Origin of the sequence: Longivirga aurantiaca, assembly GCF_042660085.1 — a bacterium.
Lineage (GTDB): Bacteria > Actinomycetota > Actinomycetes > S36-B12 > CAIYMF01 > Longivirga > Longivirga aurantiaca.
In genome coordinates this window covers 535,201-561,493 of sequence record NZ_JBHSTI010000008.1, presented here as the reverse complement: position 1 = coordinate 561,493, position 26,293 = coordinate 535,201, and the positions used below count along the sequence as shown (strand labels likewise).

Annotated in this window: 26 protein-coding genes; 8 read left to right on the top strand and 18 right to left on the bottom strand. The window is 72.9% G+C overall.

Annotated features, from left to right (window positions below):
* The first annotated feature begins 56 nt into the window (after positions 1–56).
* The 3 genes from ACFQGU_RS06590 to ACFQGU_RS06580 are packed head-to-tail and all read left to right on the top strand — an operon-like array spanning position 57 to position 3,341.
* Positions 57–1,115 (top strand): TOMM precursor leader peptide-binding protein, encoded by a 1,059-nt coding sequence (locus tag ACFQGU_RS06590; protein ID WP_386764927.1) that lies wholly within the window; start codon positions 57–59, stop codon positions 1,113–1,115.
* Entirely contained in the window at positions 1,112–2,422 is a 1,311-nt protein-coding gene (locus tag ACFQGU_RS06585) for an ABC1 kinase family protein (protein WP_386764925.1), read from the top strand. The genes ACFQGU_RS06590 and ACFQGU_RS06585 overlap by 4 nt, the downstream gene beginning before the upstream one ends.
* A gap of 46 nt (positions 2,423–2,468) precedes the next feature.
* A complete protein-coding gene (locus tag ACFQGU_RS06580) occupies positions 2,469–3,341 on the top strand; it encodes an EamA family transporter (protein WP_386764923.1) in 873 nt (290 codons plus the stop codon).
* A gap of 4 nt (positions 3,342–3,345) precedes the next feature.
* Here the strand turns inward: ACFQGU_RS06580 and ACFQGU_RS06575 are convergent, their stop codons facing one another.
* Positions 3,346–4,254, bottom strand: a complete 909-nt coding sequence (locus ACFQGU_RS06575) for a phytanoyl-CoA dioxygenase family protein (protein WP_386764921.1) — start codon at positions 4,252–4,254, stop codon at positions 3,346–3,348.
* 86 nt (positions 4,255–4,340) lie between these two features.
* On the opposite strand from ACFQGU_RS06575, the gene ACFQGU_RS06570 reads away from it, so the two are divergent.
* Positions 4,341–5,129, top strand: a complete 789-nt coding sequence (locus ACFQGU_RS06570; protein ID WP_386764919.1) for a helix-turn-helix domain-containing protein — start codon at positions 4,341–4,343, stop codon at positions 5,127–5,129.
* A 52-nt stretch (positions 5,130–5,181) separates the two neighbouring features.
* On the opposite strand, the gene ACFQGU_RS06565 is transcribed toward ACFQGU_RS06570, so the two are convergent.
* The 6 genes from ACFQGU_RS06565 to ACFQGU_RS06540 all read right to left on the bottom strand — a co-directional run bounded on the left by ACFQGU_RS06565 (position 5,182) and on the right by ACFQGU_RS06540 (position 10,682).
* The gene (locus tag ACFQGU_RS06565) at positions 5,182–5,367 is read right to left on the bottom strand and encodes a hypothetical protein (RefSeq protein WP_386764917.1); all 186 of its coding nucleotides are present in this window, start codon (positions 5,365–5,367) and stop codon (positions 5,182–5,184) included.
* A 107-nt stretch (positions 5,368–5,474) separates the two neighbouring features.
* Positions 5,475–7,037: an alkaline phosphatase family protein gene (locus ACFQGU_RS06560; RefSeq protein ID WP_386764914.1), complete on the bottom strand. Its 1,563-nt coding sequence runs from the start codon at positions 7,035–7,037 to the stop codon at positions 5,475–5,477.
* Positions 7,038–7,165: 128 nt separating this feature from the next.
* On the bottom strand, positions 7,166–7,477 hold the full coding sequence (locus ACFQGU_RS06555; protein ID WP_386764912.1) for a hypothetical protein: 312 nt from the start codon (positions 7,475–7,477) through the stop codon (positions 7,166–7,168).
* Positions 7,474–7,908 carry a WhiB family transcriptional regulator gene (locus tag ACFQGU_RS06550; protein ID WP_386764910.1) on the bottom strand — a complete coding sequence of 145 codons (435 nt, stop codon included), beginning with the start codon at positions 7,906–7,908 and terminating at the stop codon, positions 7,474–7,476. The genes ACFQGU_RS06555 and ACFQGU_RS06550 overlap by 4 nt, the downstream gene beginning before the upstream one ends.
* A 209-nt stretch (positions 7,909–8,117) precedes the next feature.
* Positions 8,118–8,330 carry a hypothetical protein gene (locus tag ACFQGU_RS06545; protein WP_386764908.1) on the bottom strand — a complete coding sequence of 71 codons (213 nt, stop codon included), beginning with the start codon at positions 8,328–8,330 and terminating at the stop codon, positions 8,118–8,120.
* 189 nt (positions 8,331–8,519) lie between these two features.
* Positions 8,520–10,682 (bottom strand): ATP-dependent DNA helicase UvrD2, encoded by a 2,163-nt coding sequence (locus tag ACFQGU_RS06540; RefSeq protein WP_386764906.1) that lies wholly within the window; start codon positions 10,680–10,682, stop codon positions 8,520–8,522.
* Between the two features lie 158 nt (positions 10,683–10,840).
* Here ACFQGU_RS06540 and ACFQGU_RS06535 point away from each other — a divergent pair, with 158 nt between their 5' ends.
* A complete protein-coding gene (locus tag ACFQGU_RS06535; RefSeq protein WP_386764904.1) occupies positions 10,841–11,086 on the top strand; it encodes a mycoredoxin in 246 nt (81 codons plus the stop codon).
* 153 nt (positions 11,087–11,239) lie between these two features.
* Here the strand turns inward: ACFQGU_RS06535 and ACFQGU_RS06530 are convergent, their stop codons facing one another.
* From ACFQGU_RS06530 to ACFQGU_RS06490, 9 genes are all read right to left on the bottom strand, one after another.
* Positions 11,240–12,025 (bottom strand): glucosamine-6-phosphate deaminase, encoded by a 786-nt coding sequence (locus tag ACFQGU_RS06530; protein WP_386764902.1) that lies wholly within the window; start codon positions 12,023–12,025, stop codon positions 11,240–11,242.
* Positions 12,013–12,945 (bottom strand): ROK family protein, encoded by a 933-nt coding sequence (locus tag ACFQGU_RS06525; protein WP_386764900.1) that lies wholly within the window; start codon positions 12,943–12,945, stop codon positions 12,013–12,015. The genes ACFQGU_RS06530 and ACFQGU_RS06525 overlap by 13 nt, the downstream gene beginning before the upstream one ends.
* The gene (locus tag ACFQGU_RS06520; RefSeq protein WP_386764898.1) at positions 12,942–14,348 is read right to left on the bottom strand and encodes a glycoside hydrolase family 3 protein; all 1,407 of its coding nucleotides are present in this window, start codon (positions 14,346–14,348) and stop codon (positions 12,942–12,944) included. The genes ACFQGU_RS06525 and ACFQGU_RS06520 overlap by 4 nt, the downstream gene beginning before the upstream one ends.
* On the bottom strand, positions 14,349–15,188 hold the full coding sequence (locus ACFQGU_RS06515; protein WP_386764896.1) for a carbohydrate ABC transporter permease: 840 nt from the start codon (positions 15,186–15,188) through the stop codon (positions 14,349–14,351).
* Positions 15,185–16,084, bottom strand: a complete 900-nt coding sequence (locus tag ACFQGU_RS06510) for a carbohydrate ABC transporter permease (protein WP_386764894.1) — start codon at positions 16,082–16,084, stop codon at positions 15,185–15,187. The genes ACFQGU_RS06515 and ACFQGU_RS06510 overlap by 4 nt, the downstream gene beginning before the upstream one ends.
* A 125-nt stretch (positions 16,085–16,209) precedes the next feature.
* Positions 16,210–17,580: an extracellular solute-binding protein gene (locus ACFQGU_RS06505; protein WP_386764892.1), complete on the bottom strand. Its 1,371-nt coding sequence runs from the start codon at positions 17,578–17,580 to the stop codon at positions 16,210–16,212.
* 74 nt (positions 17,581–17,654) lie between these two features.
* Positions 17,655–18,785, bottom strand: a complete 1,131-nt coding sequence (locus tag ACFQGU_RS06500) for an ROK family transcriptional regulator (RefSeq protein WP_386764890.1) — start codon at positions 18,783–18,785, stop codon at positions 17,655–17,657.
* Positions 18,786–18,861: 76 nt separating this feature from the next.
* Positions 18,862–20,007, bottom strand: a complete 1,146-nt coding sequence (locus ACFQGU_RS06495; protein WP_386764887.1) for an N-acetylglucosamine-6-phosphate deacetylase — start codon at positions 20,005–20,007, stop codon at positions 18,862–18,864.
* A 120-nt stretch (positions 20,008–20,127) separates the two neighbouring features.
* Positions 20,128–21,384 (bottom strand): alpha/beta hydrolase, encoded by a 1,257-nt coding sequence (locus ACFQGU_RS06490; RefSeq protein ID WP_386764885.1) that lies wholly within the window; start codon positions 21,382–21,384, stop codon positions 20,128–20,130.
* Positions 21,385–21,525: 141 nt separating this feature from the next.
* On the opposite strand from ACFQGU_RS06490, the gene ACFQGU_RS06485 reads away from it, so the two are divergent.
* Together ACFQGU_RS06485 and ACFQGU_RS06480 are read left to right on the top strand one after the other, a co-directional pair.
* A complete protein-coding gene (locus tag ACFQGU_RS06485) occupies positions 21,526–21,963 on the top strand; it encodes a helix-turn-helix domain-containing protein (protein WP_386764883.1) in 438 nt (145 codons plus the stop codon).
* A gap of 46 nt (positions 21,964–22,009) precedes the next feature.
* Complete coding sequence (locus ACFQGU_RS06480) at positions 22,010–22,432, top strand: VOC family protein (protein ID WP_386764882.1); 423 nt, start codon at positions 22,010–22,012, stop codon at positions 22,430–22,432.
* A 66-nt stretch (positions 22,433–22,498) separates the two neighbouring features.
* On the opposite strand, the gene nudC is transcribed toward ACFQGU_RS06480, so the two are convergent.
* Positions 22,499–23,446 (bottom strand): NAD(+) diphosphatase, encoded by a 948-nt coding sequence (nudC, locus tag ACFQGU_RS06475; RefSeq protein ID WP_386764880.1) that lies wholly within the window; start codon positions 23,444–23,446, stop codon positions 22,499–22,501.
* A 20-nt stretch (positions 23,447–23,466) separates the two neighbouring features.
* Positions 23,467–24,897 carry a M20/M25/M40 family metallo-hydrolase gene (locus ACFQGU_RS06470; RefSeq protein WP_386764879.1) on the bottom strand — a complete coding sequence of 477 codons (1,431 nt, stop codon included), beginning with the start codon at positions 24,895–24,897 and terminating at the stop codon, positions 23,467–23,469.
* Positions 24,898–25,023: 126 nt separating this feature from the next.
* On the opposite strand from ACFQGU_RS06470, the gene ACFQGU_RS06465 reads away from it, so the two are divergent.
* Positions 25,024–26,238, top strand: coding sequence for an acyltransferase family protein (locus tag ACFQGU_RS06465; protein ID WP_386764877.1), 1,215 nt, complete (start codon positions 25,024–25,026; stop codon positions 26,236–26,238).
* Positions 26,239–26,293: the final 55 nt, after the last annotated feature.

Sequence of the window (26,293 nt, the reverse complement as noted above, 5' to 3'; positions counted from 1 at the left end):
ATCGGGGCTGGGGACGGCCGCGACGGTGCACAGGGCCGTAGGGCGAGGGTGCGGGCATGAGCCGCTACCTGCCGCGCCCGCGCCCGGGCCTGCCGTTCCTGCGCCGCGCGCGCGACCGCGTCCAGATCGGCCTCGACCGGCGCACAGCCGTCGTCGTCGACCGGCTCACCGACGACGCCGGCACGGCGCTGCTGCACCTCGACGGCACGCGCACCACCGCCGACCTCGTCGGCGCGCACCCTGAGCTCGCGGGTCTGCTCGAGCAGCTGCACGAGCGCGGCCTCCTCGCCGACGAGCCCGCGGCGCCGGGCCTCGTGGCCGCGCACAAGCAGCAGAGGTACGCCGACGACCTCGCGGCCCTGGCGCACGCGCACGGCAGCGCCGGCGCCCTGCGGGTGCTCGCCCGCCGGGGCCGGTCCACCGTCGTCGTGCGCGGCGACGACCGCGCCGCCGCGCAGATCGCGGTCGGGCTGGCCGCGGCGGGGGTCGGCACGGTCGTGGTCGAGGCCGGCGACCGACCCGCGACGGTGGTCGACCTCACCCCCTCGGGCCCGCACGAGCCCGAGGTGATGTGGCGCGAGCAGGTTGGGGCCGCCGTCCGCAGCCAGGGCGCGCGCCCGACGTCCGCCTCGGTCCGGGGCACCCGCCCCTCAGCGGTCGTCGTGTGCTCGTCAGCGGACGCCGACCTCCCGTGGACCGATCCCGAGCTCGCCGACGACCTCCTGGCGGACGGCGTGCCGCACCTCGCCGTCGCCGTCGCCGGATCGACCGCCCTCGTTGGGCCGTTCGTGCTCCCGGGTTCCTCTCCGTGCCTCTGGTGCCTCGACCACCGCCACCGCGACGCCGATCCCGCGTGGCCGGCGCTCGTCGACCAGCTGCGGCTGCATCACCCGAGATCCCATGCGTCCCTGGGGATCGCAGCATCCGCGGCTGCCGCGGTCGCCGTCGCGCACGTGCTGCAGGTGGTCGACCACGGGTCGGCCGCGCGACCGGCCAGCCTCGACGCCCAGGTCGAGCTGGCGGCACCCGACCTGCTCGCCACGTGCCGTCCGGTGGTCCGCCACCCCGCCTGCGGGTGCGGGTGGGCGGGGGTCGGCACCACAATGGACGCGTGACCGACCTCCCGCGCCGCGCCATCACCCGAGGTGCGCGCCTCGCCGCCCTGCCGCTCGGCTATGCCGGGCGGACGGCCCTCGGCGTCGGCAAGCGCGTGGGCGGTGCGTCCGCGGAGGCCGTGGCCCTCGAGGTTCAGCAGCGCACGGCCGAGCAGGTCTTCAAGACCCTCGGCGAGCTCAAGGGCGGCGCGATGAAGTTCGGCCAGGCGATGAGCATCGCCGAGGTCGCGCTGCCGGAGGAGCTGCTCGGGCCCTACCGCGCCACTCTCACCAAGCTCCAGGACGCCGCCCCACCGATGCCGGCCGACACCGTCCACCGCCAGCTGGTCGAGGCCCTCGGCGACGACTGGCGCGACCGCTTCGAGTCGTTCGACGACATGCCCACGGCTGCGGCGTCGATCGGCCAGGTGCACAAGGCGGTGTGGCGCGACGGCCGCGAGGTCGCCGTGAAGATCCAGTACCCCGGCGCCGGCAAGGCCCTGATGAGCGACCTCAACCAGGTCGCGCGGATGGCGCGCATGTTCGCGTCGATGTCGCCCGGCATGGACATCAAGCCGCTGATCGCCGAGCTGAAGGACCGCGCGGCCGAGGAGCTCGACTACCTCCACGAGTCGCAGAGCCAGCGCCAGTTCGCCGCGGCGTACGAGGACGACGAGGACTTCGTCGTCCCCCACGTGCTCGCCGCTGCACCGACCGTCGTGGTGTCCGAGTGGCTCGACGGCTACTCGCTCGCGAAGGTGATCTCCGACGGCACCCAGGAGGAGCGCGACCACTACGGCACGCTCTACCTGCGGTTCCTCATGAGCGGGCCGACCCGCGCCGGGCTGCTCCACGCCGACCCCCACCCCGGCAACTACCGCGTGCTCGGCGACGGCCGGCTCGGCGTCCTCGACTTCGGTGCCGTCTCGAAGATGCCCGACGGCCCGCCCGAGGCGATGGGCTCGCTGCTCAGGCTCGCCATGCTCGGAGACTCCGAGGCCACGGTCGCGGGCCTGCGTGCCGAGGGGTTCCTGAAGCCCGACATCACGGTCGACACCGAGCAGTTCCTCAACGCCCTCCTGCCGTTCGCCGAGCCCGCCCAGCACGAGGAGTTCCACTTCTCGCGCGACTGGATGCGCGGGCACTTCAACCGGCTCAACGACCCGCGCAACCCCGACTTCTCGATCGGCTTCAAGATCAACCTGCCGCCGACGTACATGCTCATGCACCGCACCTGGCTGGGCGGCATCGGCGTGCTCAGCCAGATGGACGCCACCGTGCCGATGCGCGGCGAGCTCGAACGCTGGCTCCCCAGCTTCGCCAGCTGATCGTCCTCGTCGGACGCCGTCCTACCAGGGTGGTTGGATCGCCCTCGTGACCGACCGCGTTCCTGCCTGGACCCTTGCGGTCGGCGCGATGATGTCGGTGCAGATCGGCGCCGCTCTCTCGACCCACCTCTTCCCCGCGATCGGGCCCGTCGGCACGGTGTGGCTGCGGCTCACGGTCGCGGCGGTCTTCTTCCTCGCCATCGCCCGGCCGAGCCTCGCGGGCCTCACCGCGCGCGAGCTCCGGACACCGGTCGCCCTCGGCGTGATGACCGGCGTCATGACCGTCTTCTTCGTCCTCGCCCTCGACCGCATCCCGCTCGGCACGGTCGTCGCGATCGAGTTCCTCGGCCCCCTCGGCGTGGCGGTCGTCCGCAGCCGCGACCGACGCGGCCTGCTCTGGCCGCTGCTGGCGTTCGCGGGCGTCGTCCTCCTGACCGAGCCCTGGACGGGCACCGTCGACCCGCTCGGCGTCCTGTACGCCGCGCTCGCAGGCGTCGGGTGGGCGGCGTACATCGTGCTCACCCAGCAGGTCGGCGACCGCTTCAGCGGGATGCAGGGGCTGGCGATCACGATGCCGGTGGCCGCCGTGGTCGCGGCGTTCGTCGGCGTGCCGCAGGCGGTCGGCGGCCTCACCTGGCAGGTGCTCGGCATCGCCGTCGCACTCGCCGTGCTCCTGCCGATCCTGCCGTTCGCGCTCGAGCTGCAGGCGCTGCGGCGGCTCACCACGGCGGCGTTCGGCACGCTCATGGCGCTCGAGCCGGGGATCGCCACGCTCGTGGGCGCAGTGCTGCTCGCGCAGATCCCGGGCCTGGTCCAGGTCGTCGGCGTGGCGCTCGTGGTGGTGGCGGGCGTGGGTGCCGAGCGGTCGGGACATCGCGAGCCCGGCCCGCCGGACGTCGTCGGCGAAGGTACGGCGTAGGCGCTCAGCCCGCGCTGCACCACTCCCCCGGCGTGTGCGCGGTGTGCACCACGCGCAGCTCGGCCTCGACGTCGTCCGACACGACGGGTCGGAGGTCGGGGCTGATGCGCCACGCGAACGCCTCGTCCGACCACCGCGCGCGCTCGGCCAGCGCGAGAGGCACCAGACGGAGCCGCGCGTCCATCCACTCCGGCGTCCAGGGCCCGTCCTCGAGGATGGACTGGGCGGCACGGAACTCGAAGTAGATCGTCCGCCGCTGGGCGTCGCTCGCCGACGGCGGCGAACCGTGCACCACCATGTCGTCGTGCACGAGCACGTCGCCGGGCTCCATCTCGACCTGGATAGCTCCGGGCAGCTCGTAGCCGTAGGTCTCGGCGAGCGAGCACGCGTCGGTGCGCTCCTTCTGCGAGCCCGGGATCACGTGCAGCGCACCGGCACCGGCCTGCGAACGGTCGAGGTAGACGTCCACGTTGAAGAGCCGGTGACGGCGTGCGTGCACGGCGTCCTGGTGCCACGGCACCGGCGCCCCGTCGCCTGCCTTCTTCACCACGAGCGACTCGTACGTCGGCACGAAGTCCGGCCCGGCCAGGCTCTCGGCGATGCCGAGGACGGCGGGCGATCCGAGCAGCTCCAGCGATGCCGGCTCACCCTTGTCGTGGATGTAGTCGACGCGCCACATGACCTTGCCCGACGGCCGGTTCGCGAAGAGCCAGTCGCTCGGGCCCGCGTCCTCGCGCCCTGCGCCGTCGGCGATCCAACGCTCGGACGCGTCCTGCAGCCGGCGCAGCAGGTCGGGCTCGACGCGGTTCTTCAGCAGCAGGTATCCGTCGCGGTCGAACTGCTCGACCTGCTCCGGCGTGAGCAGCCAGCGGTCGCGGACAGGGTCGGGCGCGTGGGTCGCGGACGTCGTCATACCCCGAACGCTAGGGCACTCGGATCCGGGCATACTTCCCCCATGGATGCAGATCCTTCCCGGATCCTCGCGAGGCGGGAGCTACGGTGACGCCGCTGCACGAGGTGTTCGGCCTCGCCTGCGGGCTCTCGGCCGTGCCGGCGATGTCGAGGGCGCACCGGCACGACGACGTCGAGCTCATCCTGCCCCTCGGAGGTTCGGCGGTGCTCGAGCACGCTGCCGGGCGCCACGAGCTCGGCGACCACGAGTGCGCGGTCTTCTGGGCGGGCCTCCCGCACCGCGTCGCCGACCACGACGACGGCGTCGCGGTCGCCTGGCTCACCGTGCCGCTCACCGACGCGCTCGCGTGGTCGCTGCCCGCGTCGTTCACGAGCGACCTCCTGCGCGGGCGGCTCTCGACCTTCGAGGCGCCGGAACTCCTCGAGCCGTCGATGACCCGTTGGCAGGCCGACATCGGCGCGAGCTCGGTGCGCACCCGCGCCGCGGCGCTGGAGGTGCAGGCAGCGCTGCTGCGCGCGGCGGCGACCGCCCACCCGAGCGCACCCGCCGGTGCCGACGACGCACCGGCCACCGTGATGGCGTCGTACGTCGCGACGCACTTCCGCGACACCGTCCGCGTGCACGACGTCGCGGCCGCGGTCCACCTGCACCCGAGCACCGCTGCGGCGGTCTTCCGGCGCGGCACGGGCGTGAGCATCGGCGAGTACCTCGCGCAGTGCCGCGTGGCCGAGGCCCAGCGGCTGCTCATCTCCACCGACGCCACGACGTCGGAGATCGCCGTGCGCGCGGGCTTCGGCTCGACGAGCCGCCTCTACGAGCGGTTCGTACGCGACTGCGGCATGCCGCCGGCGGCGTACCGCGCGTCGATGCGCTGAGGCCGCGCGCTCACCGGGCTCTGCTCACCAGGCTCTGCTCACGAGGCTCTTCTCACCAGAACTCGGCGTCGAGCTTCCCCTCGATCGAGCGCAGGTTGTCACGCGAGCAGGACGGGCAGTAGAAGAGGTCGCGCCCCCGCTCGTGCGAGTGCACCCAGGCGAGCGCGACCATGCCGCTCTGCTCGTCGGCCTCGGAGTCCAGGGACTGCCCGCAGCGGGCGCACACCAGCACCGTCACGAGTGCGATGGTCCTCCCGCGGCCCGCGCACCGCAGGACGCCACGCCGCCCGACGATCCGTTAGTGGAATCTCGCACCGGAGCGCGACATCCCACTACCAAGTCGGGTCAGTCGGGGTGGACGCCGAGGTAGACGAAGCCGGGGCCCTCGTCGCGGAACGGCACTCCGAGCGGGTCGAGCGCCGCGTGCAGCGCCGACCCCCACTCGCCGCGTACGTCGTCCCGCGCGGTCTCGAAGCCGTGGTCGGCGGTCAGCAGGAACAGGCAGTCGTCGAGCAGGCCGCGCTGCTCGAGGTGGTCGAGGAAGACACCGAGCCGCTGGTCGCAGTCCTTCAGCCCCTCGGTCGCGATGCCCGACCGCGGACCGCCCGCGTGGTGCGCCGCGTCGGTCGTGTACTGCGACCACCAGGCGACCGCCGGGAGCTCCGCCGGGTCGGACGCCGAGAACAGCCCCACCATCGTGGAGAGGCCGAGCAGGTCGATCGCGGAGTAGAACGCGTAGTCGTCGTCCTCCTCGCACCGCACGTGCGTGACGAGGTCCGAGGCGTACGGGTCCGGCAGCAGCGCGCGCACGGTCGTGAGGAAGTCGCGCGACTCGGCGCTGCCGGCCTCGCCGGGATCGGCCGACTCGCCGGCCGACAGCGCGGCACGCACCAGGCCGAAGGTCGAGGCCCAGGCGCCGCGCTCGGTCATCTCGTTGACGCTGGCGGTCCGCACGTCCGGCCGGTGCGCGAGCACCGCCTCGAAGAGCGTCGTGACGCCCTCGCGGTAGAGCTCGGAGGTCTTGTGCCACGTCGCTGCGTCGTTCGGCACGACCCTGCGCCCGTGGTGCCTGTCCCAGTACACGTTGCCCACCACGCCGTGCCGGCCAGGACCCACCCCGGTGAGCATCGACGTGTGGTTGACGAGGGTGAGGCTCGGGAACTCCGCGACCGCGCCGCCGGTCAGGGCGCACCCCCGCCGCAGCAGACGCGCGACGTTCGGCAGCTCGCCCCGCAGCGCGAGGTCGATCAGCGAGCCCACGTGACCGCCGTCCCACAGCAGGCCGATCACGTGCGCGGCACCGGGCTCCACGAGGTCGGTGCGCGGTACGCCGTCGAGCCCCGCCAGCGCCGAGGCAGGCACCCCGGCGGCGTGCGCCAGCGTGGGCATCACGTCGACCAGGCGCGCGTGCTCCTCGATCAGGCCGTGGCGTACGACGCCGGCGCCCGAGAGCACGAACGGCGCCCGCGACTGGATCACGTCGAGCGACCCGTGCTCGCCGCGGTGACCGCCCTGCTCGGGGAACCAGTGCCCGGCGGCGTGCACCACCGCGAGGTCGGGGCTGCGCTGCTCGGTGAAGAACGAGGCGAGCCGCAGCCACGGCAGCGGGTAGGCGTTGCGGTCGTGGTCGGGAGAGGGGTCGGCCACCTCGAGCTCGTAGGGCAGGAACGCCATCGGGTCAGTGCTCGGCAGCGGGTGCCGGCCGGCGACCACGACACCCTCCGGGTGCTCGTCGTCGAGCCGCGCCGAGCCGTGGGCGTCTGCGACCAGGACCGCCCATGGCCGCCCGGCGGGATCGCGGCCGGCGTCCGGGTCGGGCCACGCCACCACCGCCACGAAGCCGGCAAGGGCCGGGTCGGTGAGCGCGGACACCGCCGCGTCGAGCGCCGTGCGATCGAGGTGCGTCACCCCTCGATCCTGCCCCACCCGGGCTCGGGATGCCGACGCTGGCACGACATGGCGAAGGCCCCCCGCCGGCGGAGCCGCGGCTCCTGCCGGCAGGGGGCCCTCCCTGCCACGTGCACGTCCCTGCCCGACTAGTGGGCAGAGGCGATGGCCGCCTGGTGCGAGGCCAGCACGGCAGCCTCGCGGGCGAGCCGGGCGCGACGCTCGGCCGCCGCCGCCCGGCGGTGGGCCAGGGCGACGCGACGGACGCGCGACGCCTCGGCCTCTGCCTGACGGGAGGCCAGATGGGAACGTGCCATCTGCTCGGGGATGTGATGCATGTCTGTCTCCAGCTTCGAGGTCCGCGCCGTCAGGGACGACGCGGGGATGACGGGGTCCGCCACCGGGCTGGTGGCGGGGAGGGAGCCCGGACCGGTGCGGTCGGGCTGCGTACGAACGGTCATGCGGCGGCACCTCCGCGCTGCGCCGGGACGGCGCAGCCCTCGAAGAGCTCGTCCACGAGGTCCGCATCGAGGCCGCCGTCGGTCGTGAGCTCCGTGGAGATCTCGGCCAGACGCGCGGCGAGCGCGTCCTCGGCGGCACGGCGACGGAGGGCGTCGTCCTTGCGCGGGCGGCCGGGGCGACGCTTGCGCGCCACGACACGTCCGTGCTCGAACAGCTCTCCACCCCAGACGCCCCACGGCTCGCGCCGCTCCAAGGCACCTGCGAGGCAGGCCGCGCGCAGGGCGCAGTCTCCGCACAGCTCCTGGGCGAGCGCGACGTCGTCGGGTCGCTCGGCGAACCACAGGTCCGGGTCGTACGACCGGCACGGCGTGCTGACGTCGAACCCGGCTGCCGTTCCGAGGGCAGTGGTGAGGTCGAAGGTCATGCTCATCGCGCGGTCACCTCCTTCATCCGCCGCGGGGTCTCCGCGGTATCCGGTGTCGTGCTGGGCAGGGGTGGTGCGGGTGGTGCGCCCTCCGGCGGGGGTTGTGCCGGCGGGGTGGTGCGCTCGTCCGGGTGAGGGAGTGCCCGGGCAAACACGAAGGCCGCGGTTCCCGGTGTCGGGATCCGCGGCCTCGAGGTGCCTGGTGGTGAGGGGTCTCACCAGCTGGATCCTCGAGACTGCGGGCCGAACTTCGTGGCGTAGCCATCGACAGCGGTGCCGAAGGCACCGGTGGCCGGGACGTGGGCGCGCGAACGGACGGCGATAGCGCTGGTGGGCGCGACGTCACGACGCCATGCGGCGGCGAACAGGACGGCGAGCGCAGGCAGCACGACGAGAGCGGCCACCAGCGAGTTCATGTACTCGATCATCGGGGCCACCTCCTTCGTCGTGGGCGCAGCGACTCCGCGCGTAGGTGCATGAGGCTACGAGGAAGTTCTCTGCCAGCGCAACGAGGTTTTCTGCCAGATGTCGCGTGTCGCGACGAATTCGTGACCAACGGCCGGGAAACACGGCACGAATCGTGCGGCGGGAGCGGCCCTCCGCCGGACGACGACGGCTCAGGCCGGATCGTCCGGATCGCCTGCGGTCGTTGGCGTTTCGCCCCGCACCAGCGCCAGCACGGCCTCGCCGTACGCCTCGAGCTTGCGGGCGCCGACCCCCGGGACGGCCAGCAGGGCCCGGGTGTCACCCGGAAGGAGGGTGGCGACCTGCTCGAGCGTGGCGTCGGTGAACACGACGTACGCCGGGACCGACTGGCGGCTCGACTCGTCCTTGCGCCAGGCCTTGAGCCGCTCGAAGAGTGCCTCGTCGTACGACGACGGGCAGGTGGCGCAGCGTCCGCGCGCCGACTCCGGCCCCGACACCAGGGCCTTGCCGCACACGCGGCAGACGTTGGGCTGCTTGGAGTGCTTCTCCCGTGTGCGGGTGCCGCTGCCGCGCACGACGCCTCCCGAGCCGCCCCGGTCGGCCGGCTCGGCGCCGAACACGGTGTCGAGGAACTGCGACCGGTCGCGCCGCCCGCGCCCGGTGCGGCTGCGGGCCCACGACAGGGCGAGGTGGGTGCGGGCACGGGTGCAGGCCACGTAGAACAGGCGCCGCTCCTCCTCCACCCGCGCCGGGGTGTCGGCGTGCTGGATGGGGAACGTGCCCTGCACGAGCCCGACGACGAAGACGGCGTCCCACTCGAGCCCCTTGGCCGCGTGCACGGTGGACAGCGTGACGCCGTCCGCCGTCGGGGCGGCCTGGACGGTGGCGCGCTGGTCGAGGTCGGCGACGAGCTCGGTCAGCGTGGCGTCCGGGTTGGCGGTGGCGAGGTCGTCGGCGAGCGTGACCAGGCGCAGGAGGTTCTCCCAGCGGTCACGGACCGCGCCCTGGCCGCTCGGCGGCTCCTGCGACCAGTTCATCGCCGAGAGCACCGAGCGAACGTCGGACCCGAGGTCGCCGGAGCCCTCCCCACCGCGGGCCGCGCCCCGCAGCCGGGTCAGCGCCTCGCGCACCTCGCCGCGCTCGAAGAACGCCGACTCGCCGCGCAGCACGTAGGGGATGCCCGCCTCGGCCAGCGCCTCCTCGAACACCTCCGACTGCGCGTTGATGCGGTACAGGACCGCGATCTCGCGCGCGGGGGTGCCGGCGGCGACCAGCTTCTTCACCGCTGCCGCCAGCCCGGCGGCCTCCGCGGGCTCATCGTCGTACGACGTGATCCGCGGCTCGGGGCCGTCGGTGCGCATCGCGCGCAGCTCGAGCCGCAGCCGCGCCTCGGCACCGGTGGCGCTGGCGAGCACGCGGTTGGCGAGCGACACCACCTGGGGCGTGGAGCGGTACGACCGCACCAGCTTGACCTCGGTGGCGTGCGGGAAGCGGGTGCGGAAGTCCAGGAGGTACGACGAGCTCGCGCCGGTGAACGTGTAGATCGTCTGGCTCGCGTCGCCGACGACGCACAGCTCGTCGCGGTCGCCGAGCCAGAGGTCGAGCAGGCGCTGCTGAAGGGGGTTGACGTCCTGGTACTCGTCGACGGTGAACCAGCGGTACTGCGAGCGCACCTCCTCGGCGATGTCGAGGCGGGTGTCGAGCATCCCGACGGTGAGGAGCAGGACGTCCTCGAAGTCGATGAAGCCGTCGGCGGTCTTGCGCTCGTCGTAGGCCGCGTAGAGCGTCGCGACGTCGTCGAGGCTCAGCGACCCCGGCGGCTCGCGCCGGGCCCGCAGCGCGGCGGCGGGGTAGTCGGCGGCCACCACCTGGCTGGCCTTGGCCCACTCGATCTCGGCGGCGACGTCGCGCGCGAGGGTGGGGTCGTTCCACCCGCTCCGACGCAGCACGGGGCCGAGGATGCGGGCCTTGCTCGGCAGGATCTCCGGCGCGCCGCCCCCGACCACTCGGGGCCAGAAGTAGCGCAGCTGGCGCAGGGCCGCGGAGTGGAACGTGCGCGCCTGCACGCCCTCGACCCCCAGCTGGGCGAGCCGATGGCGCATCTCCCCCGCGGCGCGTGCGGTGAACGTGACGGCCAGCGTCCGGCGCGGGTCGTGCCGGCCGGTGAGCACGCCGTGCGCGATCCGGTGCGTGATCGCCCGGGTCTTGCCGGTGCCCGCGCCCGCGAGTACCACCACCGGGCCGGACAGCGAGAGCGCGACCTCGCGCTGCTCGGGGTCGAGCGCGGCGAGCACGGCGTCGGCGCTGCCGACGACGGGCACGCCGGCGTCGAGGCCGGGCAGGAGGCCGCTCACCGGTCGATCCTCGCACCCGCCCCCGACGACGCCGACCACGCGGTCACGGGTCCGCAGCCTCCCGCGCGCGGGACTCGGCCGGCTCGGGAACACTGGGCCGGGTAGTGCGGTTGAACCGGCGACCACCACGCACGCACGCGAGAAGGAGCGGACCGACGATGGCCGTCACGATGTACAGCACCCCCTGGTGCGGCTACTGCCAGCGGCTCAAGGCCCAGATGGGTCGCGAGGGCATCGAGTACGTCGAGGTCGACATCGAGCAGGACCCGAGCGCCGCGGCGTTCGTCGAGGGCGTGAACGGCGGCAACCAGACCGTCCCCACGCTGCTGTTCGCCGACGGCTCCGCCGAGACCAACCCCAGCATCGGCCAGGTCAAGGCCAAGCTCGAGGCCCTCTCCGCCTGACGCCACATCCGGTCCTTCCGCGAGTTACTGCCCGAAGCGGGGCTTTGCGAGGCTGCATAACCCCACGTCGGGCAGTGACTCGAAGACCTCAGGAACGACAGAGCGGGGGTCCGGGCTGCTCCCCGGGCCCCCGCTCTGTTCTGCCCGGGCGTGTCAGCCCGGGAGCCGGAGGCCCGCCGCCGAGGCGTCGTAGTACGCCCGGTTCGCGAGCATCGCCGCCGCGTCCTCGTCGAGGACGACGACCGCATCCGCGTGCCACTGCAGGACCGACGCCGGGCACGACGCGGTCAGCGGGCCCTCCAGCGCCGCCGCCACCGCCGTGGCCTTGGCCGCACCCGTGGCCACCAGCACCAGGCTGCGCGCCGACAGGATCGTGCCGAGCCCCTGCGTGATGCAGTGCGTGGGTACGTCCTCGGGCGAGGCGAAGAAGCGCGCGTTGTCGGCGCGGGTGCGGTCCGACAGCCGCTTCACGCGGGTGCGCGAGGACAGCGCCGACCCGGGCTCGTTGAAGCCGAGGTGGCCGTTGGCGCCGATCCCGAGGATCTGCACGTCGACGCCGCCGAGGGCCACGATGCGCTCCTCGTGCCGACGGGCCGCGGCGATGAGCGCCTCGAGGTCCGCGCCCGTGCCGTCCGGCACGAAGAGCCGGGCGCGGTCGAGCCCCACGACGTCGCACACCTCCCGTTCGAGCACCGTCCGGTACGACTCCGGGTGGCCGCCCGCGAGGCCGACGTACTCGTCGAGCGCCACCCCGGACGCGTCCTGCACCCGCAGATGCCCGGCGGCCGCCGCCTCGCCGAGCCGGCGGTAGAGCCCGAGCGGCGACGACCCGGTGGCGAGGCCGAGGACGGGCGGGCGCGACGTCGGCAGCGCGTCGACCACGACGCTCGCGGCGAGGTCGGCCACGTCGTCGGGAGTCGGGACGATCAGGACCTCCACGCCGCACCCCCTGTCGCGGTCTCGACCTCGGGCGTCGTCAGCCGGGCCGCCCCGATGGCGGCCACGGGAACGCCCGCTGGGAGGAACGACACGCGTTCTGCCAGCGCGAGCGACCCGAGGAACGGCGAGCTGGCGGCACGGATGCGCAGCTCGGCACGGATCGCCTCGAGCAGCGGCTCCCCCATCGCCGTGAGGCCGCCGCTCATCACGACGCTCTGCGCACCCGATGCGAGCACGAGCACCTGCACGGCGAGCGCGACGCCGCCGCACAGCGACGCGGCAGCGAGCACCGCGGCGGAGTCGCCCCGCGCGGCAGCGCCGACGAGGTCCCAGTCGTGCGCAGCGGCCTCGGGCCACATGCGCAGGAGCGCGGTGCCCGACGCCGTCGTCTCGAGGCAGCCGGTCTGGCCGCACGCGCAGACGACGTCGCCGCCGAACGGCAGGTGGCCGATCTCGCCTGCCACGCCGTCGACGCCGCGCACGACCTCGCCCGCATGGACGACAGCGGCGGCGAGGCCGGTGCCCAGGTTGAGGTAGGCGAGGGTCCGGGCCGCACCGAGCCCGCTGAGGTGGTGGGCACCGAGGGCGGCGGACTTGACGTCGTTCTCCACCGACACCACGAGCCCCAGCGCGGCACCGAGATCGCGCGCGAGGTCGAGGTGCTCGACCTCGAGGTTGACCGCGTGCCGCACGGTGCCCGCGGCGGGGTCGACGAGGCCGGGGATGCACGCGCCCGCCGCCGTGATCGCGCCCGGGCCGCCGACCTCGGCCATGGCGAGCCGGGCGATGCGCGTTGCCTGCGCGACGACGTCGACCGCGCCCCGGCCCGATGGCGCCGTCGCCGTCGTCAGCACCTCGCCGTCGTCCCCGAGCACCACGGCTGCGGTCTTCGTGCCGCCGATGTCGACGCCGAGCCTCATGACCGGGCCCCCGTCAGCAGGGCGACGAGGTGGCGGGCCACCGCGGGCGACCCGCCCCACGTGACGACGTCGGCGCGCGCACCGCTGCGCGGCCAGCCGGACTCCACGACGAGCACGTCGGCCCCGGCCGAGCGGAGCCTGTCGGCGCATGCCCAGGCAGGGTGGTCGGATGCGAGGTCGCGACCGACCACGGCCACCCGCGTCGCACCGGCCGCCGCGTCCTCCGCGACCGCGACACCGAGGGCAGCCGGGCCCCACGGCACCTGGCCGACGGCGAGGTTGCTGGGGCTGGAGACCTGCACGATCGCGACATCGCCGTCCCCCTCGAGCCACGTACGAGCGCGGTCGGTGAGGGCGAACGCCGGGGTCGCGTCGAGACCGACGTCCGACGGCCGCGCCTCGGGTGATCCGGCGACGCCGATCGCGAGGCGCTCGACCCGCGCGGCCGCCTCTGCCACGCGCGCCAGCGGCAGCCGGCCCGACGCGAGGGCGGCCACCACGTGCTCGACGATCTCCGCGAACAGGGCCGGGTCGGTGTCCGAGCCGAGGCACAGCAGGTCGCACCCGGCGACCAGCGCGCGCACGGCGGCCTCGGGGATGCCCGTCTCGGCCGAGGCTCCCGCCATGTCGAGGGCGTCGGTCACGATGACGCCGTCGAAGCCGAGCTCGTCGCGCAGCACGCCCTGCAGCAGCGCGGCGGAGAACGTGCCCGCGTTCACGGCGTCGACAGACGGCACCATGATCGCCGCCGTCATCACGCTGGCTGCGCCTGCCTGGACGACGGCGGCGAACGGTGCCAGCTCGCGCCGGCGCAGGAGGTCCGCGTCGACGTCGACGACCGGCAGAGCATGGTGCGAGTCGGCGGTGGTGTCGCCATGCCCCGGGAAGTGCTTGGCGCACGCGGCGACCCCGCCGGCCTGCAGCGCCTCCACCCACGCGGCCGAGTGCCGCGCGACGAGGTCGGGGTCCGCGCCGAAGCTGCGGCTGCCGATCACCGGGTTGTCGTCGGAGGAGTTGACGTCGACCACCGGGCCGAGGTCGAGCTGGATCCCGACGCCGCGCAGGTCGCGCGCGATCCACGCGGCCTGGGCGCGGGTGGCGTCGAGGTCGTCGAGCCGGCCGAGGACGCCGTTGCCGACGTACGGCGAACCGGTGCGGTAGTGCAGGCGCGTGACGTCGCCGCCCTCCTCGTCGGTGGCGAGGACCACCTGCGGCGACCGCGACCGCAGGTCGGCGCAGAGGCCGGTGAGCTGCTCGACATCGACGACGTTGGAGCCGTAGAGGCACACGGAGCCGAGGCCGTCACGCAGAGCGGCGTCGAGCCACACGGGCACGACGGTGCCGGCGAACCCGGGCATGAGGGTGCGCAGCACGAGGCGGCGCACGTCGGGCTGGTCGGACATCTAGCCTTTCACCGCCCCGCCGACGAGGCCGCTGCTCATGCGGCCCTGCACGATCATGAAGAAGATGATCACGGGCACCGCGACGAGGGCGGACGCCGCCATCACCTGCCCCCAGTCGGTCTCGCGGGTGGCGCTCGCCTGCACGAAGCCGCGCAGCCAGAGCGGGAGCGTGCGGGACTGCTCCTCGGTCATCACCACGAGCGCGACGGTGAACTCGTTCCATGCCTGCAGGAACGCGTAGACCGCGGACGCGACGAGCCCGGGCGCGAGCAGCGGGAAGGTGATCCGGAGGAAGGCCCGCGTGCGCGACAGGCCGTCGACCATCGCCGCCTCCTCGAGCTCGATCGGGACTCCCGCGACGAAGCCGCGCAGCATCCAGATCGTGAACGGGATGACGGCCGCCGCGTAGAGGACCGACAGGCCGATGACGCTGTTGAGCTGCCCGACCGACGACATCATCTTGTACTGCGCGATGAACAGGCCCTCGGCCGGGAGCATCTGGATGAGCAGCAGCGCGAGCACGAACGAGATGCGTCCGCGGAAGCGGAACCTGCTCACGGCCAGCGCCCCGAGGAAGGCGATCGCGATGGCGGCCACGACGGCGATCAAGGTGACGGCGAGCGACGTCGCCAGCGCACGACCGAAGCGCGGGTCGGAGAACACCGCGGTGAAGTTGTCGAGCGACCCGCCGATCGGGAGGAACGAGGGGTTGGTCGACTGCAGCCGCACGTTCGGCAGCAGCGAGGAGTTGACCATCCAGTAGACGGGGAAGGCCCAGGCCAGCGCGATCACGACCGCGAGGCCCGACCACAGGCCCGACCGGATCCGGCGCGCGGTCATGCCGCCTCCTCCTTCATGAGCGAGCGGACGTAGTACCAGCTGAGGGCGACCGTGAGCAGGAGCATCACGACGCTGACGGCGCTCGACATCCCGAAGTCGCCCTTGCCCGTGCCGAGCTGGTAGATGAACGTTCCGAGCAGGTTCGTCTCGTTGGCGAGGCCGCCCGCGTCCTGCAGCATCTTGATCTGAGTGAAGACGCGCAGGTCCCAGATCAACTGCAGCAGAAGGACGATGGAGATCACGGGCGCGATGAGCGGCGCGATCACGTAGCGCAGACGCTGCCACCACGACGCCCCGTCGAGCTGGGCGGCCTCGAGCACCTCGGTCGAGACCTGGGTGAGGCCGGCGTAGATGCTGAGGGCCACGAACGGCACGCTCATCCAGACCACGATGACGCCGGCCACCACGAAGAACGAGATCGGCTCCGCCAGCCAGTTGTGCTGGTCGGCGCCCTCGAAGCCGACGCGTACGAGGAGCCAGTTGAGCAGGCCCCGGCGCCAGTCGACGATCCAGATCCAGACGGTCATCGCGGCCACGACGGGCATCGCCCAGGCGAGCAGCAGCGACACCTGCAGGACGATCCGCGCGAAGCCCCCGACCCGCTGCATGAGCAGCGCGAGGAGCCCGCCGATCGCCACGGTCAGGAAGGCGACGACGACGCAGAACACCAGCGAGCGGGCCACGACCGCCCAGAGCGTCGGGTCGCTGACGAGGGTGCGGTAGTTCTCGAGCCAGACCCACTCGGGCGGCTGCCCGAACTGCTGGCGCAGGCCGTACTTCTGCAGGCTCGTGACGAGCTGCCAGGCGATCGGGTAGCCGAGCGCGAGCAGGAGGATGAGCATCGTCGGGAGCACCAGCAGGAGCGGCGCGCGTCGGTCGGATCGGCTGGTGGCCATGCGGTCGTTCCTCCTTCTCCTGATCGGCTTCTGGCGGTTGCGGGGCGCCGGGTCGGGCGCCGGGTCGAGCTGGTCGTGGCGTGCCACGGCGGCCGGGGCCGGGGCCCCGGCCGCCGTGGACGACGTCACTGCTGGTTGAGGAGCGGCGTGATCTTGGCGTCGTACTCCGCGGCGAGGGCCGCGAGGTCGGACGCGTCGCGGACCTTGCCGAAGAACTCCTCCATGAGCTGCGCGGACTCGACCGCGGCCCAACCCGGAGCGGCAGGGGTGAGCTTGGAGTTGGACGCCGAGGCGATGAGGGCCTGGGCGAACTCGTCGTCACCGAGCGCGCTGACGTAGTCGCTGTTGGCCGGGCCGAGGCCCGCACCGCCCAGCTTCTGCTGGTACTCGGCCGAGAAGATGATCCGCATGAGCTCGCGGGCCAGGTCCTGGTTCTTGCTCGTGGCCGAGATGCCGATGTTCGAGCCGCCGGCGAAGACCGGGGCGGGCTTGCCGTCGTTGCCCGGCAGCACCATCGTCCCGAACTTCTCCGGGTTCCACTCGCGCGTGTCCTTGCCGTCGACCTTCTTGAGGTCGCCGATCGACCAGTGCGCCCAGCCCGGGGCCATGATCGTGGCGGCGGCGAGAGAGGTCTTGCCGGTCACCTCGCCGTTGGCGTCGGTGATGGCGTCCGTGTCGTTGATGTAAAGCCACGGCGACTGGTCCTTGGCGTCCGCGGGAGCGTTCGACGCCGTCCTGTAGATCGCCTGGAGCTGCGCGAGACCCTTGAGGCTGTTGGCGTCGGCGAGGGTCGACTGCCACTGGCCGTCGACCTTCTTGGCGAGGTCGCCGCCGTTGGCGAAGATCCACGAGATGCCGTTGCGCCAGTCCTGGCCGCCGATGAAGAAACCCGAGAAGTTCTTGATGTCGCGGGGGTTGTCCGCCGCGATGGCCGCGACGGCGGAGTTGAACTCGTCCAAGGTGGTCGGCGTCTCGACGCCGGCCTCCTTCCAGACGTCCTTGCGCACGAACATGTAGCGCGAGCCGAAGTAGTACGGCAGTGCGTACTGCTTGCCGTCGACGCTGCCGGCCTCGACGAAGGACTGCAGCAGCTTGGCGCCGCCCAGCTCCTCGTACATGTCGCTCACGTCGGCGAAGGCGCCCACGTTGGTAAACGTCGGGGCCTGGGTGTTGCCGAGCTCGACGACGTCGGGGGTGTTCTCCGCGTCAGGGAGCGCGGTGGTGAGCTTGGTCAGCAGGTCGCCCCACGACTGCTCCTCGATGGCGAGCGTGGCGCCCGTCTTCGCCTTGAACGTGTCCTTGAGGTAGGTCCGGAGCTCGTCCGGGGTGTCGCCGCCCGCCAGCCACAGGGTGATGCTGCGGCTGGAGTTGTCGGCGCTCGAGGCAGGTGCGGACGGAGATGCGCTGGTGCCCGCGTCACCGCTGCCGCTGCTGCAGGCAGTGAGCGCGAGGGCCGCGACGGCAGTGGCTGCCGCGAGGCCGAGGAGCTTCTTCATGACGTGGTCATCCATTCGGTGGGATGGGCCGCCGTGACGGCCAGGCTGGTTCGAGTCCTTGCTGCTCGGTGGATTCAGGCCACCCCCCACTGGTCCCAGAGGACCAGCACTGCAGCCCCGCGCAGGACGATGTCCTCCGGCTGCGTCGCGACGCGCACCTCGAGTGCCGAGGCGTTGCGCGCGAGCATCCGGCTGCGCAGGGTCTCGTCCACGGCTCGGAGCAGCGGGCCGTCGACAAGTTCATGGGGGCCGGCGAGCACGACCTCGGAGAGGTCGAGCGCGGCCACGACCGGTGCGAGCGCGATCGCGAGGCGTTCGCCCGCCGACCGAAGCGCACCGTCGGAGTCCGTGGCGCTGTCGGCGATCGCCTTCTGCAGCCGCGGAGCGGAGATCCAGGTCTCGAGGCAGCCGACGTTGCCGCAGCCGCAGGTCTCGCCGCCGTCGGTGCCGACGGTCACGTGCCCGATCTCTCCGGCTGCGAAGTGCGCGCCGCGCACCCGCTGGCCGTCGACGATGAGGCCGCAGCCGACGCCGAGGCCGATGCGCACGAGGATCAGGTCGTCGCCGCCGTCGCCGAGGGTGTGCTCGGCGTGCACCGCGGCATCGGCGTCGTTGCACACGAGCACAGGCAGGCCGGTCGCCTCGGCGAGGAGCGCGCGCAGCGGGACGTCGGTCCAGCCGAGGTTGGGGGCGGTGAGCACATCGCCGTCCGGGCCGACGACTCCGGGCGTGCCCACGCCGATGCCGAGGACGGTCTCGGTCGCGAGGGCCACGGCGTCGGCGACGAGGGCGAGGACGTCGGCGAGGACGTCGGCCCCCGCGGCCCGGCCGGTGAGCGGCCGCTCGCTGCGGTGCAGGACGTTGCCGTCGAGGTCGAGCACCGCTGCGCGCAGCACCTCGTGCGCGGTCAGGTCGACGCCGACCACCTGCAGACCCGTGCGGTTGACGTCGACGAGGGTGGCCGGCTTGCCCGGGCGCACGGTGTCGGACTGGCCGAGCTCGACGGCCTGCCCGCGCTCGAGGAGCACCGAGACGAGGTCCGAGACGGTCACCTTGGTGAGCTGCAGCCGACGGGCGAGGTCGGCCCTGCTCATCGCGCCCCCGGTGTAGAGCGCCTGGAGCACCAGCGACAGGTTCTGCCGCCGCCCGTCGGCGGGGAGAACGGCGCTGTCGTGCTGAAGACGACGCGGGGAGCGGGTGGACATGGCGGTTAGTAAAGTTTACTAACCAACTCTCGTCAAGGCCCGGCGCCCGGGTTTACCGACTCGTGATGGACGGCGCTCAGCGCATCCCGGGGGCCGTCGCCCAGGCCCCCGCGCGCAGCACGCCGCGCACCCGGAGGGCCTCCGGGTCGAGCGCCACGAGGTCGGCGCGCAGCCCGGCGGCGAGCGCGCCCACGTCGTCGAGCCCGAGCGCCCGGGCCGGGTTCGTCGCGGTCTGCAGTCCCGCGCGCTGCAGCGATGCGTCGTCGTACGACGGACCCGCGACGGAACGGAAGAGCGCGTCGGCGGTCGCCGTGCTGCCGGCGATCGTGTCCGTGCCGGCGACGCGTGCCACCCCGTCGATCACATCGACGTCGAGGCTGCCGAGCACGTACCGGCCGCCGTCGCCCGCAGCCGCGGCCATCGCGTCGGTCACCGCCACGAGCCGGTGCGGCGCCACCGTGGAGTCGAGCCATGCGCACAGGTCGGGGTCGAGGTGGACGCCGTCGCGCACCAGCTCGAGCGCCACGCGGTCGTCCTCCAGCAGCGCGAGCACCGGGCCGGGGTCGCGATGCCGGAGCGGCCGCATGGCGTTGAACAGGTGCGTCGCCTGACGCGCGCCTGCCGCGATGGCGGCCCTGGTGGTCGCGAGGTCCGCATCGGTGTGACCCAGGGCCGCGACGGCGCCCGCGTCGACGATCGCGCGCACGGCGTCGAGCGCGCCGTCGAGCTCGGGGGCGAGCGTCACCATCCGCACGACGGGGTTGGCGAGGAGCGCCCGCACCTCGCCAGGAGAGGGTGCGCGCAGCTGCGACGGGTCGTGGGCGCCGCACTGCGCGTGCGAGAGCCACGGCCCCTCGAGGTGCACGCCCGCTATCACTCCGTCCTCGACAAGGCTTGCGAGAGAGGCGATCTCGCGCAGCATGCGGTCCTGCGGACCGCTCACGAGGGAGGCGACCACCGAGGTCGTGCCGTGCGCCAGGTGCGCTGCGGCCGCACCGGCCGAGGCCTCGGCGTCAGCGCCGAACGACTCCCCGCCGCCACCGTGGCAGTGCACGTCGACCAGGCCTGCGACGAGGATCGAGTCGCCGAGGTCGGTCACGCCCCCGCCGAGCGGCGGTCCCTCCCCCACGCCATCGATGCGGTCGCCGACGACGCGCACCCACCCGGGGCGCAGCACGCGCTCAGGGGTGACGACGGCAGCAGCGACGAGGACGGCATCCATGACGCCGCGAGGCTAGCCCACCCGCTCGCCGGTCCCGGTCCTCGTGCCCCCGGACGGCGCGGTCGGGCCGGCAGCAGTCCTGCTGGCCGGCCCGGCAGCGCCTGCGCGTCGGAGGACCAGTCAGCCGGTCCGGACCTCCGTGAGGAACGCGGACAGCACGGCTTCGTAGCGCGCACGATCGGTGTTCCACGACTCCACGTGCTGAGCGCCCGGGAACTCCTCGTACTGAACGGTTTCCGGGTGCATGGCGGCGAAGTCGCGACTCACCTGAACGGTGACGGTCGGATCCTCCGACCCGTGCAGCGCGAGCGTCGGAACCGTGTCCCACATCGCGTCGTCGGCGTAGTCGAGGTAGTCCCAGTCCACGCCGAACCTGAGCTGCGCGAACCACTCCGCGACCGCGACGAGGCTCGACGGTGGAGCACCGAGGACCGGCAGCGACACCTGGGCCGCACCGGCCTCGACCGTCTGCGCCAGGTCGATCGCCGCCGAGTCGAGCACCATGCCGCGAACCAGCGACGCGCGTTCGGACTCGCGCAGGAAGGCGGAGATGACGGTGGTACCCATGGAGTTGCCCACCAGGACCACGTCCGTCGTGCCGCGCGCGACGGCCCACTGCACAGCGGCCTCGACGTCCGGCCACTCGGTGGTGCCGAAGCCGAGATGACCGTCGGCGTACGGCATGTTCCCGTAGTCGCCGAGATAGGTGATGGCGAGCACGTTGTACCCGGCCTTGTGCGCGATCTCGGCCGCCCGGAGGGTCTCGCGGCGGAACCCGTCGCGTCCGTGCACCATCACGGCTGTCCAGGTGGACGCCTCTGCCGCCGGCACGTACCACGCGGGGAGCTGGCCGTGGACGCTCGTCACCACGACGTCCTCGAACGCATAGCCGAGCGCCGTCTGGGGGTCGCCGATGTACCAGTCGCGCTCGAGCGCGGCCGGGGTGCCCGCCTCGGGCGGCGTACCGGTGACGTCGCTCATCGGGCGCGTGACCGCGCCGTCGACGACGTCCGTCGGCGGACCGACGTGCGCCCAGCCGCCCTCCCAGAGCAGCGCATAGCTCGAGGCCTGCTCGAAGGACGGCGAGAGGTCGCCGGAGGACCGGTAGGTGACCGAGCCCGGCTCGACCACCGTCACGGTCAGGTTGTACGACGGGGCCATCGGACCCGGTGTGCTCGCGAGCGCACCCGACTCGATCTGGCTGGAGAAGTACCAGCCTCCCCCGAGGTAGAAGATCCCCAGCAGCACGGCGAGGGTGGCTGCGAGGACGACCAGGGCCCGGCGACCGCGGTGGCGCGGGGCTGCTGAAGGTGTGGTGCCGACCGACGGCCCCTGCTCGTACGGGGCAGGCGCCGTCGGCGTGATGGAGCCGCTCATGACCGCCTCCGCCCGCGTCGCGGGCGCCCCACGGCACTCCGCTGCGGACAGCACCACGCTAGGGCGGCAACCGCCGCGGTGTCCTGGCAGACGCCGGCGCCGGCGCTCCCGCTCGTCGGTCCCGGTGCCTACGCTGGGCCGGTGCCGTCCACCCCCGCGACCGCGCCGGTCCGCCACCTCACGCGGGCGCGCGACCTCGCCGACCAGCGGTACTCCGAGCCGCTCACGGTCGACGACCTCGCGGCGGCCGCGCATCTGTCGCGCGCCCACTTCAGCCGCGAGTTCAAGCGCGCGTTCGGCGAGTCGCCGTACTCCTATCTGCTCACGCGCCGTCTCGAGCGCGCGGCGACGCTCCTGCGCAGCACCGACTGGTCCGTGGCCGACATCTGCATGCGCGTCGGGCTCACGAGCGTCGGCTCGTTCACCACGAGCTTCACCACTGCGTACGGCAAGTCCCCCACCGCCTACCGCGCGTCGTTCCCACCTGCCGCCGAGCTGATCACGATCCCGGGGTGCATGCTCCGCGCGTACGGCAGGCCCGTGAAGGGCAGCACGAACGGAGAAGACCGGGCGTCCTGACGCGCCCTAGGTTCGGGGCACCACGACGACGACGGAAGGTCAGCCCATGCTCACGCTCTCCACCACCCAGATCTGGGTCCGCGACCAGGACGAGGCGGCCTCCTTCTGGACCGACAAGGTCGGCTTCGAGATCAAGGAGGACGTCACCGTCGCCGAGCTCGGCAACTTCCGGTGGCTCACCGTCGGGCCGAAGGGCCAGGACGGAACCGCCATGGTGCTCATGGCCATCCCTGGGCCGCCCGTCATGGACGAGGCGACCAAGGCGCAGGTGGAGGACATCGCGGCCAAGGGCTTCGCCACGGCCGTGTTCTTCACCGTCGACGACGCACTGGCGGTGTACGACGCGCTCGTCGCGAACGGCGTCGAGACCATCGACAAGCCGAACCAGCAGCCGTACGGCATCGACTTCGGCTTCCGCGACCCCACCGGCAACCAGTACCGCGTCACCCAGCGCCTGCCCATGGGCTGACGCACGGCGTACGTCATCGGCCCCCGATCGCAGCCGCTGCGGTCGGGGGCCGACGTCGTCCCTCGGTCATGGACGGGACCAGGCTCCCGGCAGCTCGCCGCCGTACCAGGCCTCGATGAGCCTGCGGGCGATGGACACCGCGGGCGGGATGCGCAGCTCGCCGCTCTCGCAGGCCGCATGCATCTCCTCGCGGGTGAACCACCGCACCTCCTCGATCTCGACCCCGTCGGGGATCGCGACGCGCGACCCGGGTGCCAGCCGCGCGTGGTAGCCGAGCATGAGGCTCGAGGGGAACGGCCACGGCTGCGAGCCGAGGTAGTCCAGGGCGCCGGGGTCGATGTCGACGCCGGCCTCCTCGGACAGCTCGCGCAGCACCGCCGCCTCGGCGGACTCCCCCGCCTCGACGAAGCCCGCGAGGGTCGAGAAGAAGCTGACGGGCCAGTCGATGCGGCGACCCAGCAGTGCCCGGTCGTCGGCGTCGCGCACGAGCACGATCACCGCGGGGTCGCTGCGCGGGAAGTGCTGGCTCTCGTCGTCCGGGCAGGTGCGCGACCAGCCGGCCTGGGTCGGCAGCGTCGGCACCCCGCAGCGCGGGCAGCGCGGGTGCGTCGCGTGCCAGTTGGCCAGCGCGACGGCCGCGACCATCACCCCGGCGTCGACGTCGCCCAGCGCGGCGCCGATCTCACGGAGCCCCAGCCATCTGGTGCCGGGATGCTCGGGCGGCGCATCCTCCGCGACGTCGAGGAGCAGCCCGAAGTAGGTGACGTCGTCGACGACGGCGAGCAGCACGCGGATCCCGCCGTCCGGCGCCTCCAGCGACGGCACGTAGTGCAGGGCCACGGTCCCGGGCGCCCCTGCACCGTCGGGGTCGATGACCGCTGGGGCCCGGCCGTGGTGGATGACGAGCACGCGGGACGACTGGTCGGCCCAGGCTGCCGCCAGCCAGGCCTCGTCCTCGCGCCGCTCGGCCGCACGGTCGATGGAACCGCGCGCGAGCGCCAGTGAGTCGAGCAATCCCTTGTCCGGCAACGAGTTCAGCGCTCCCAGGTGGTGGCGAGGTCGTCCCAGAGATAGGCGACCGCCTCGGCCCCCTTGAGGAGGAACTCGATGTCGGCCTTCTCGTTCGGCGCGTGGATGCGGTCGTCGGGGAGCCCGACGCCGAGGAAGACGACCGGCGCCTCGAGAACGTCGGCGAGGTCTGCCTCCGGGCCGCTGCCGCCCTCGCGGGTGTAGAGCACCTCGGTCTCGAACGCGCGGGCCATCGCGCGCGTGACGCTCTGCAGGGCGGGGTGGTCGAGCGGGGTGAGGCACGGGCGCACACCGATCCGCGGGAACGTCGCGGTGACGTCGATGCCGGCCGGCACCGCGCCGTCGGCCCGCCTGTCGTCGAGCCAGGCCTCCATCGCCGTCATCACGTCCTCGTTGCGCTGGCCGGCGACCAGACGGAACGACAGCTTCACATGCGCCTCGCTCGGCACGATCGTCTTGCCCCCGGGGCCCGTGTAGCCGCCCCAGATCCCGTTGACCTCAGCGGTCGGTCGCGCCCAGACCCGCTCGAGCGTGGAGTAGCCGGCCTCGCCGTCGGTCCCGCTCGAGCGGGCTCCCTCGAGCCACCGGGACTCGTCGAACGGGAGCGCGGCGATGAGCTCGCGCTCCCGGTCGGTGAGAGGCACGACGCCGTCGTAGTAGCCGGGGAGCGTCACGCGGTGGTCGGCGTCATGAAGGGCCGCCACGAGGCGGGCCGCGACCGTTGCCGGGTTCGGGATCGCGCCGCCGAACGAGCCGGAGTGCACGTCGCCCGCCGGCCCGCGCAGGTCGAGCTGGCACTCGATCATGCCGCGCATGCCGGTGACGACCGAGATCGTGCTGCGGTCGTACACGCCGCTGTCGCTCACCACCACGACGTCGCAGCGGAGCCGCTCGCGGTTGTCGAGGAGCAGCTGGCGGAAGTGCGTCGAGCCCGACTCCTCCTCGCCCTCGACGATCACCTTGAGCGTGACGGCAGGGCTCGTACGGCCGGTGGCCGCGAGGTGCGCCGCGAGCCCGAACAGGTGGTAGACCATCTGCCCCTTGTCGTCGATCGCACCGCGGCCGACGAGCTCCTCGCCGTACGCCGTGGCCCGCACGAACGGCTCGAACGGCGCGGAGTCCCACAGCTCGATCGGGTCGACGGGCTGCACGTCGTGGTGCCCGTAGACCACGACGGTCGGCGCGTCGGGGTCGTCGCTCGGCCACTCGGCGTACACCGTCGGGAGGCCCGGGGTGGACCACACCTCGACCTCGGGGAACCCGGCAGCAAGCAGGCGCTGCACGAACCAGTCGGCGCTGCGCGAGACGTCGTCGGCGTGGTCGGGATCGGCGCTGATGCTGGGGATGCGCAGCCACTCGAGGAGCGCGTCGACGAGCGCCTGCCGATGCTCGAGCACGTGCTGGCGGACGGCGGGATCGGGCTGCGGGTCGCTCACCCGCCCGACCCTACGGCCGCGCCCACCGGTGCGTGCGCGAGGACCCGCGTCCGGCGCGGATTCGTCGGTGGCAGAGGGCCGCGTGCGAGGATTCCCGCGACGGTTGCGGCGTACAGAGGGACGGGTATGAAGGGCTTCATCGGCCAGCTCACGGGCGTGCGGTTCGTGGCTGCGGCGTGGGTGATGCTCTACCACTTCCAGGTGCCGCTCGCGACGCTCGGGCTGCTCGTGCCCGTGCTGCACGAGTTCGTGCGGGTGGGGCGCCTGGGCGTCGACCTGTTCTTCGCGCTGTCGGGCTTCATCCTCACGCACACCTACCTCACCAAGCTCGGGCCGCGGATCACGTGGCCGGCGTCCCGCCACTTCCTGTGGCTGCGGCTCGCGCGCATCTACCCCGTGCACTTCGTGATGCTCAACGTCGCGGGCCTCGCGGTGTTCCTGCAGGCGAAGGTGGCCGGCGAGAGCGTCGACCGCGACTGGTTCAACGTCGTCGACTACCTGAAGCAGGTGCTGCTGATCCACGAGTGGGGCGGCGACCCGCAGCGCGGATGGAACTTCCCGGCGTGGTCGCTGTCGATGGAGTGGCTCGCGTACCTGCTGTTCCCGCTGCTCGTGCTCGTGTTCTTCCGCTTCCACCAGCGGCTCGCGACGCGCTGGATCGCGCTGGCCTGGGTCGTCGTCCTCGTGCCGCTGCTCTGGTACGGCGTCGCCTACCAGGGCGACCCCTACTACATCTCGGACTGGGGCTCGACGATCCGCATCCTCACCGAGTTCACGGCCGGGGCGCTGACCTACGTGGTCGTGCTGCGGTTCTGGACGGCGACGGAGGACGGCCCGCGTCCGCGCGTCGAGCGCCTGGCCACCACGCTGTCGGTGGCGCTGCCGATCGTGATCGTCGCGGCATCCGTCGTCCTCGGTCGGATCCCCGGCCTGCAGTGGGGCGGCGAGGGCTTCGAGGACACCCCGAACGTCGCCGACCTGCCGCCGAAGTGGCACCTGCTGCTGGTGCCGCTGCTCATCGTGTGGATCGGCGTCCTCGCGCTCAGCCGCCGCGGCCTCTCCCGCTTCCTCGCCACCGACCGCCTCGTGCTCGGCGGCTTCATCTCGTTCTCGCTCTACATGACGCACACGGTCTGGTACGGCCTCTGGCGCGCGGTGCTCACGAGGATGGGGATCGACAGCGGCGTGCTCTACGCGCTGGCGACCATCGTGCTGTTCGTCGGCGCGGTCGTCGTCGCCTGGCTCATGTGGAGGATCGTCGAGGAGCCCGCCCGCGAGTGGATGCGCAAGCGCTCCGGCGAGCGCCCCAAGCCCGTCGAAGAGGTCGCCCTCGAGCACTGACCCGCCCCACTTCTCCGCCCCTAGGGTCGATCACGGCAGTTGAGCTGCACTCCTT

Coding starts and splice junctions, on each gene's coding strand:
- ACFQGU_RS06495 (WP_386764887.1), bottom strand. CDS start 20,007: ATGGATGCCGTCCTCGTCGCTGCTGCCGTCGTCACCCCTGAGCGCGTG.
- ACFQGU_RS06550 (WP_386764910.1), bottom strand. CDS start 7,908: ATGAGCATGACCTTCGACCTCACCACTGCCCTCGGAACGGCAGCCGGG.
- ACFQGU_RS06545 (WP_386764908.1), bottom strand. CDS start 8,330: ATGATCGAGTACATGAACTCGCTGGTGGCCGCTCTCGTCGTGCTGCCT.
- ACFQGU_RS06555 (WP_386764912.1), bottom strand. CDS start 7,477: ATGACCGTTCGTACGCAGCCCGACCGCACCGGTCCGGGCTCCCTCCCC.
- ACFQGU_RS06505 (WP_386764892.1), bottom strand. CDS start 17,580: ATGAAGAAGCTCCTCGGCCTCGCGGCAGCCACTGCCGTCGCGGCCCTC.
- ACFQGU_RS06575 (WP_386764921.1), bottom strand. CDS start 4,254: ATGACGACGTCCGCGACCCACGCGCCCGACCCTGTCCGCGACCGCTGG.
- ACFQGU_RS06480 (WP_386764882.1), top strand. CDS start 22,010: ATGCTCACGCTCTCCACCACCCAGATCTGGGTCCGCGACCAGGACGAG.
- ACFQGU_RS06535 (WP_386764904.1), top strand. CDS start 10,841: ATGGCCGTCACGATGTACAGCACCCCCTGGTGCGGCTACTGCCAGCGG.
- ACFQGU_RS06590 (WP_386764927.1), top strand. CDS start 57: ATGAGCCGCTACCTGCCGCGCCCGCGCCCGGGCCTGCCGTTCCTGCGC.
- ACFQGU_RS06490 (WP_386764885.1), bottom strand. CDS start 21,384: ATGAGCGGCTCCATCACGCCGACGGCGCCTGCCCCGTACGAGCAGGGG.
- ACFQGU_RS06500 (WP_386764890.1), bottom strand. CDS start 18,785: ATGTCCACCCGCTCCCCGCGTCGTCTTCAGCACGACAGCGCCGTTCTC.
- ACFQGU_RS06520 (WP_386764898.1), bottom strand. CDS start 14,348: ATGTCCGACCAGCCCGACGTGCGCCGCCTCGTGCTGCGCACCCTCATG.
- ACFQGU_RS06525 (WP_386764900.1), bottom strand. CDS start 12,945: ATGAGGCTCGGCGTCGACATCGGCGGCACGAAGACCGCAGCCGTGGTG.
- ACFQGU_RS06510 (WP_386764894.1), bottom strand. CDS start 16,084: ATGGCCACCAGCCGATCCGACCGACGCGCGCCGCTCCTGCTGGTGCTC.
- ACFQGU_RS06465 (WP_386764877.1), top strand. CDS start 25,024: ATGAAGGGCTTCATCGGCCAGCTCACGGGCGTGCGGTTCGTGGCTGCG.
- ACFQGU_RS06515 (WP_386764896.1), bottom strand. CDS start 15,188: ATGACCGCGCGCCGGATCCGGTCGGGCCTGTGGTCGGGCCTCGCGGTC.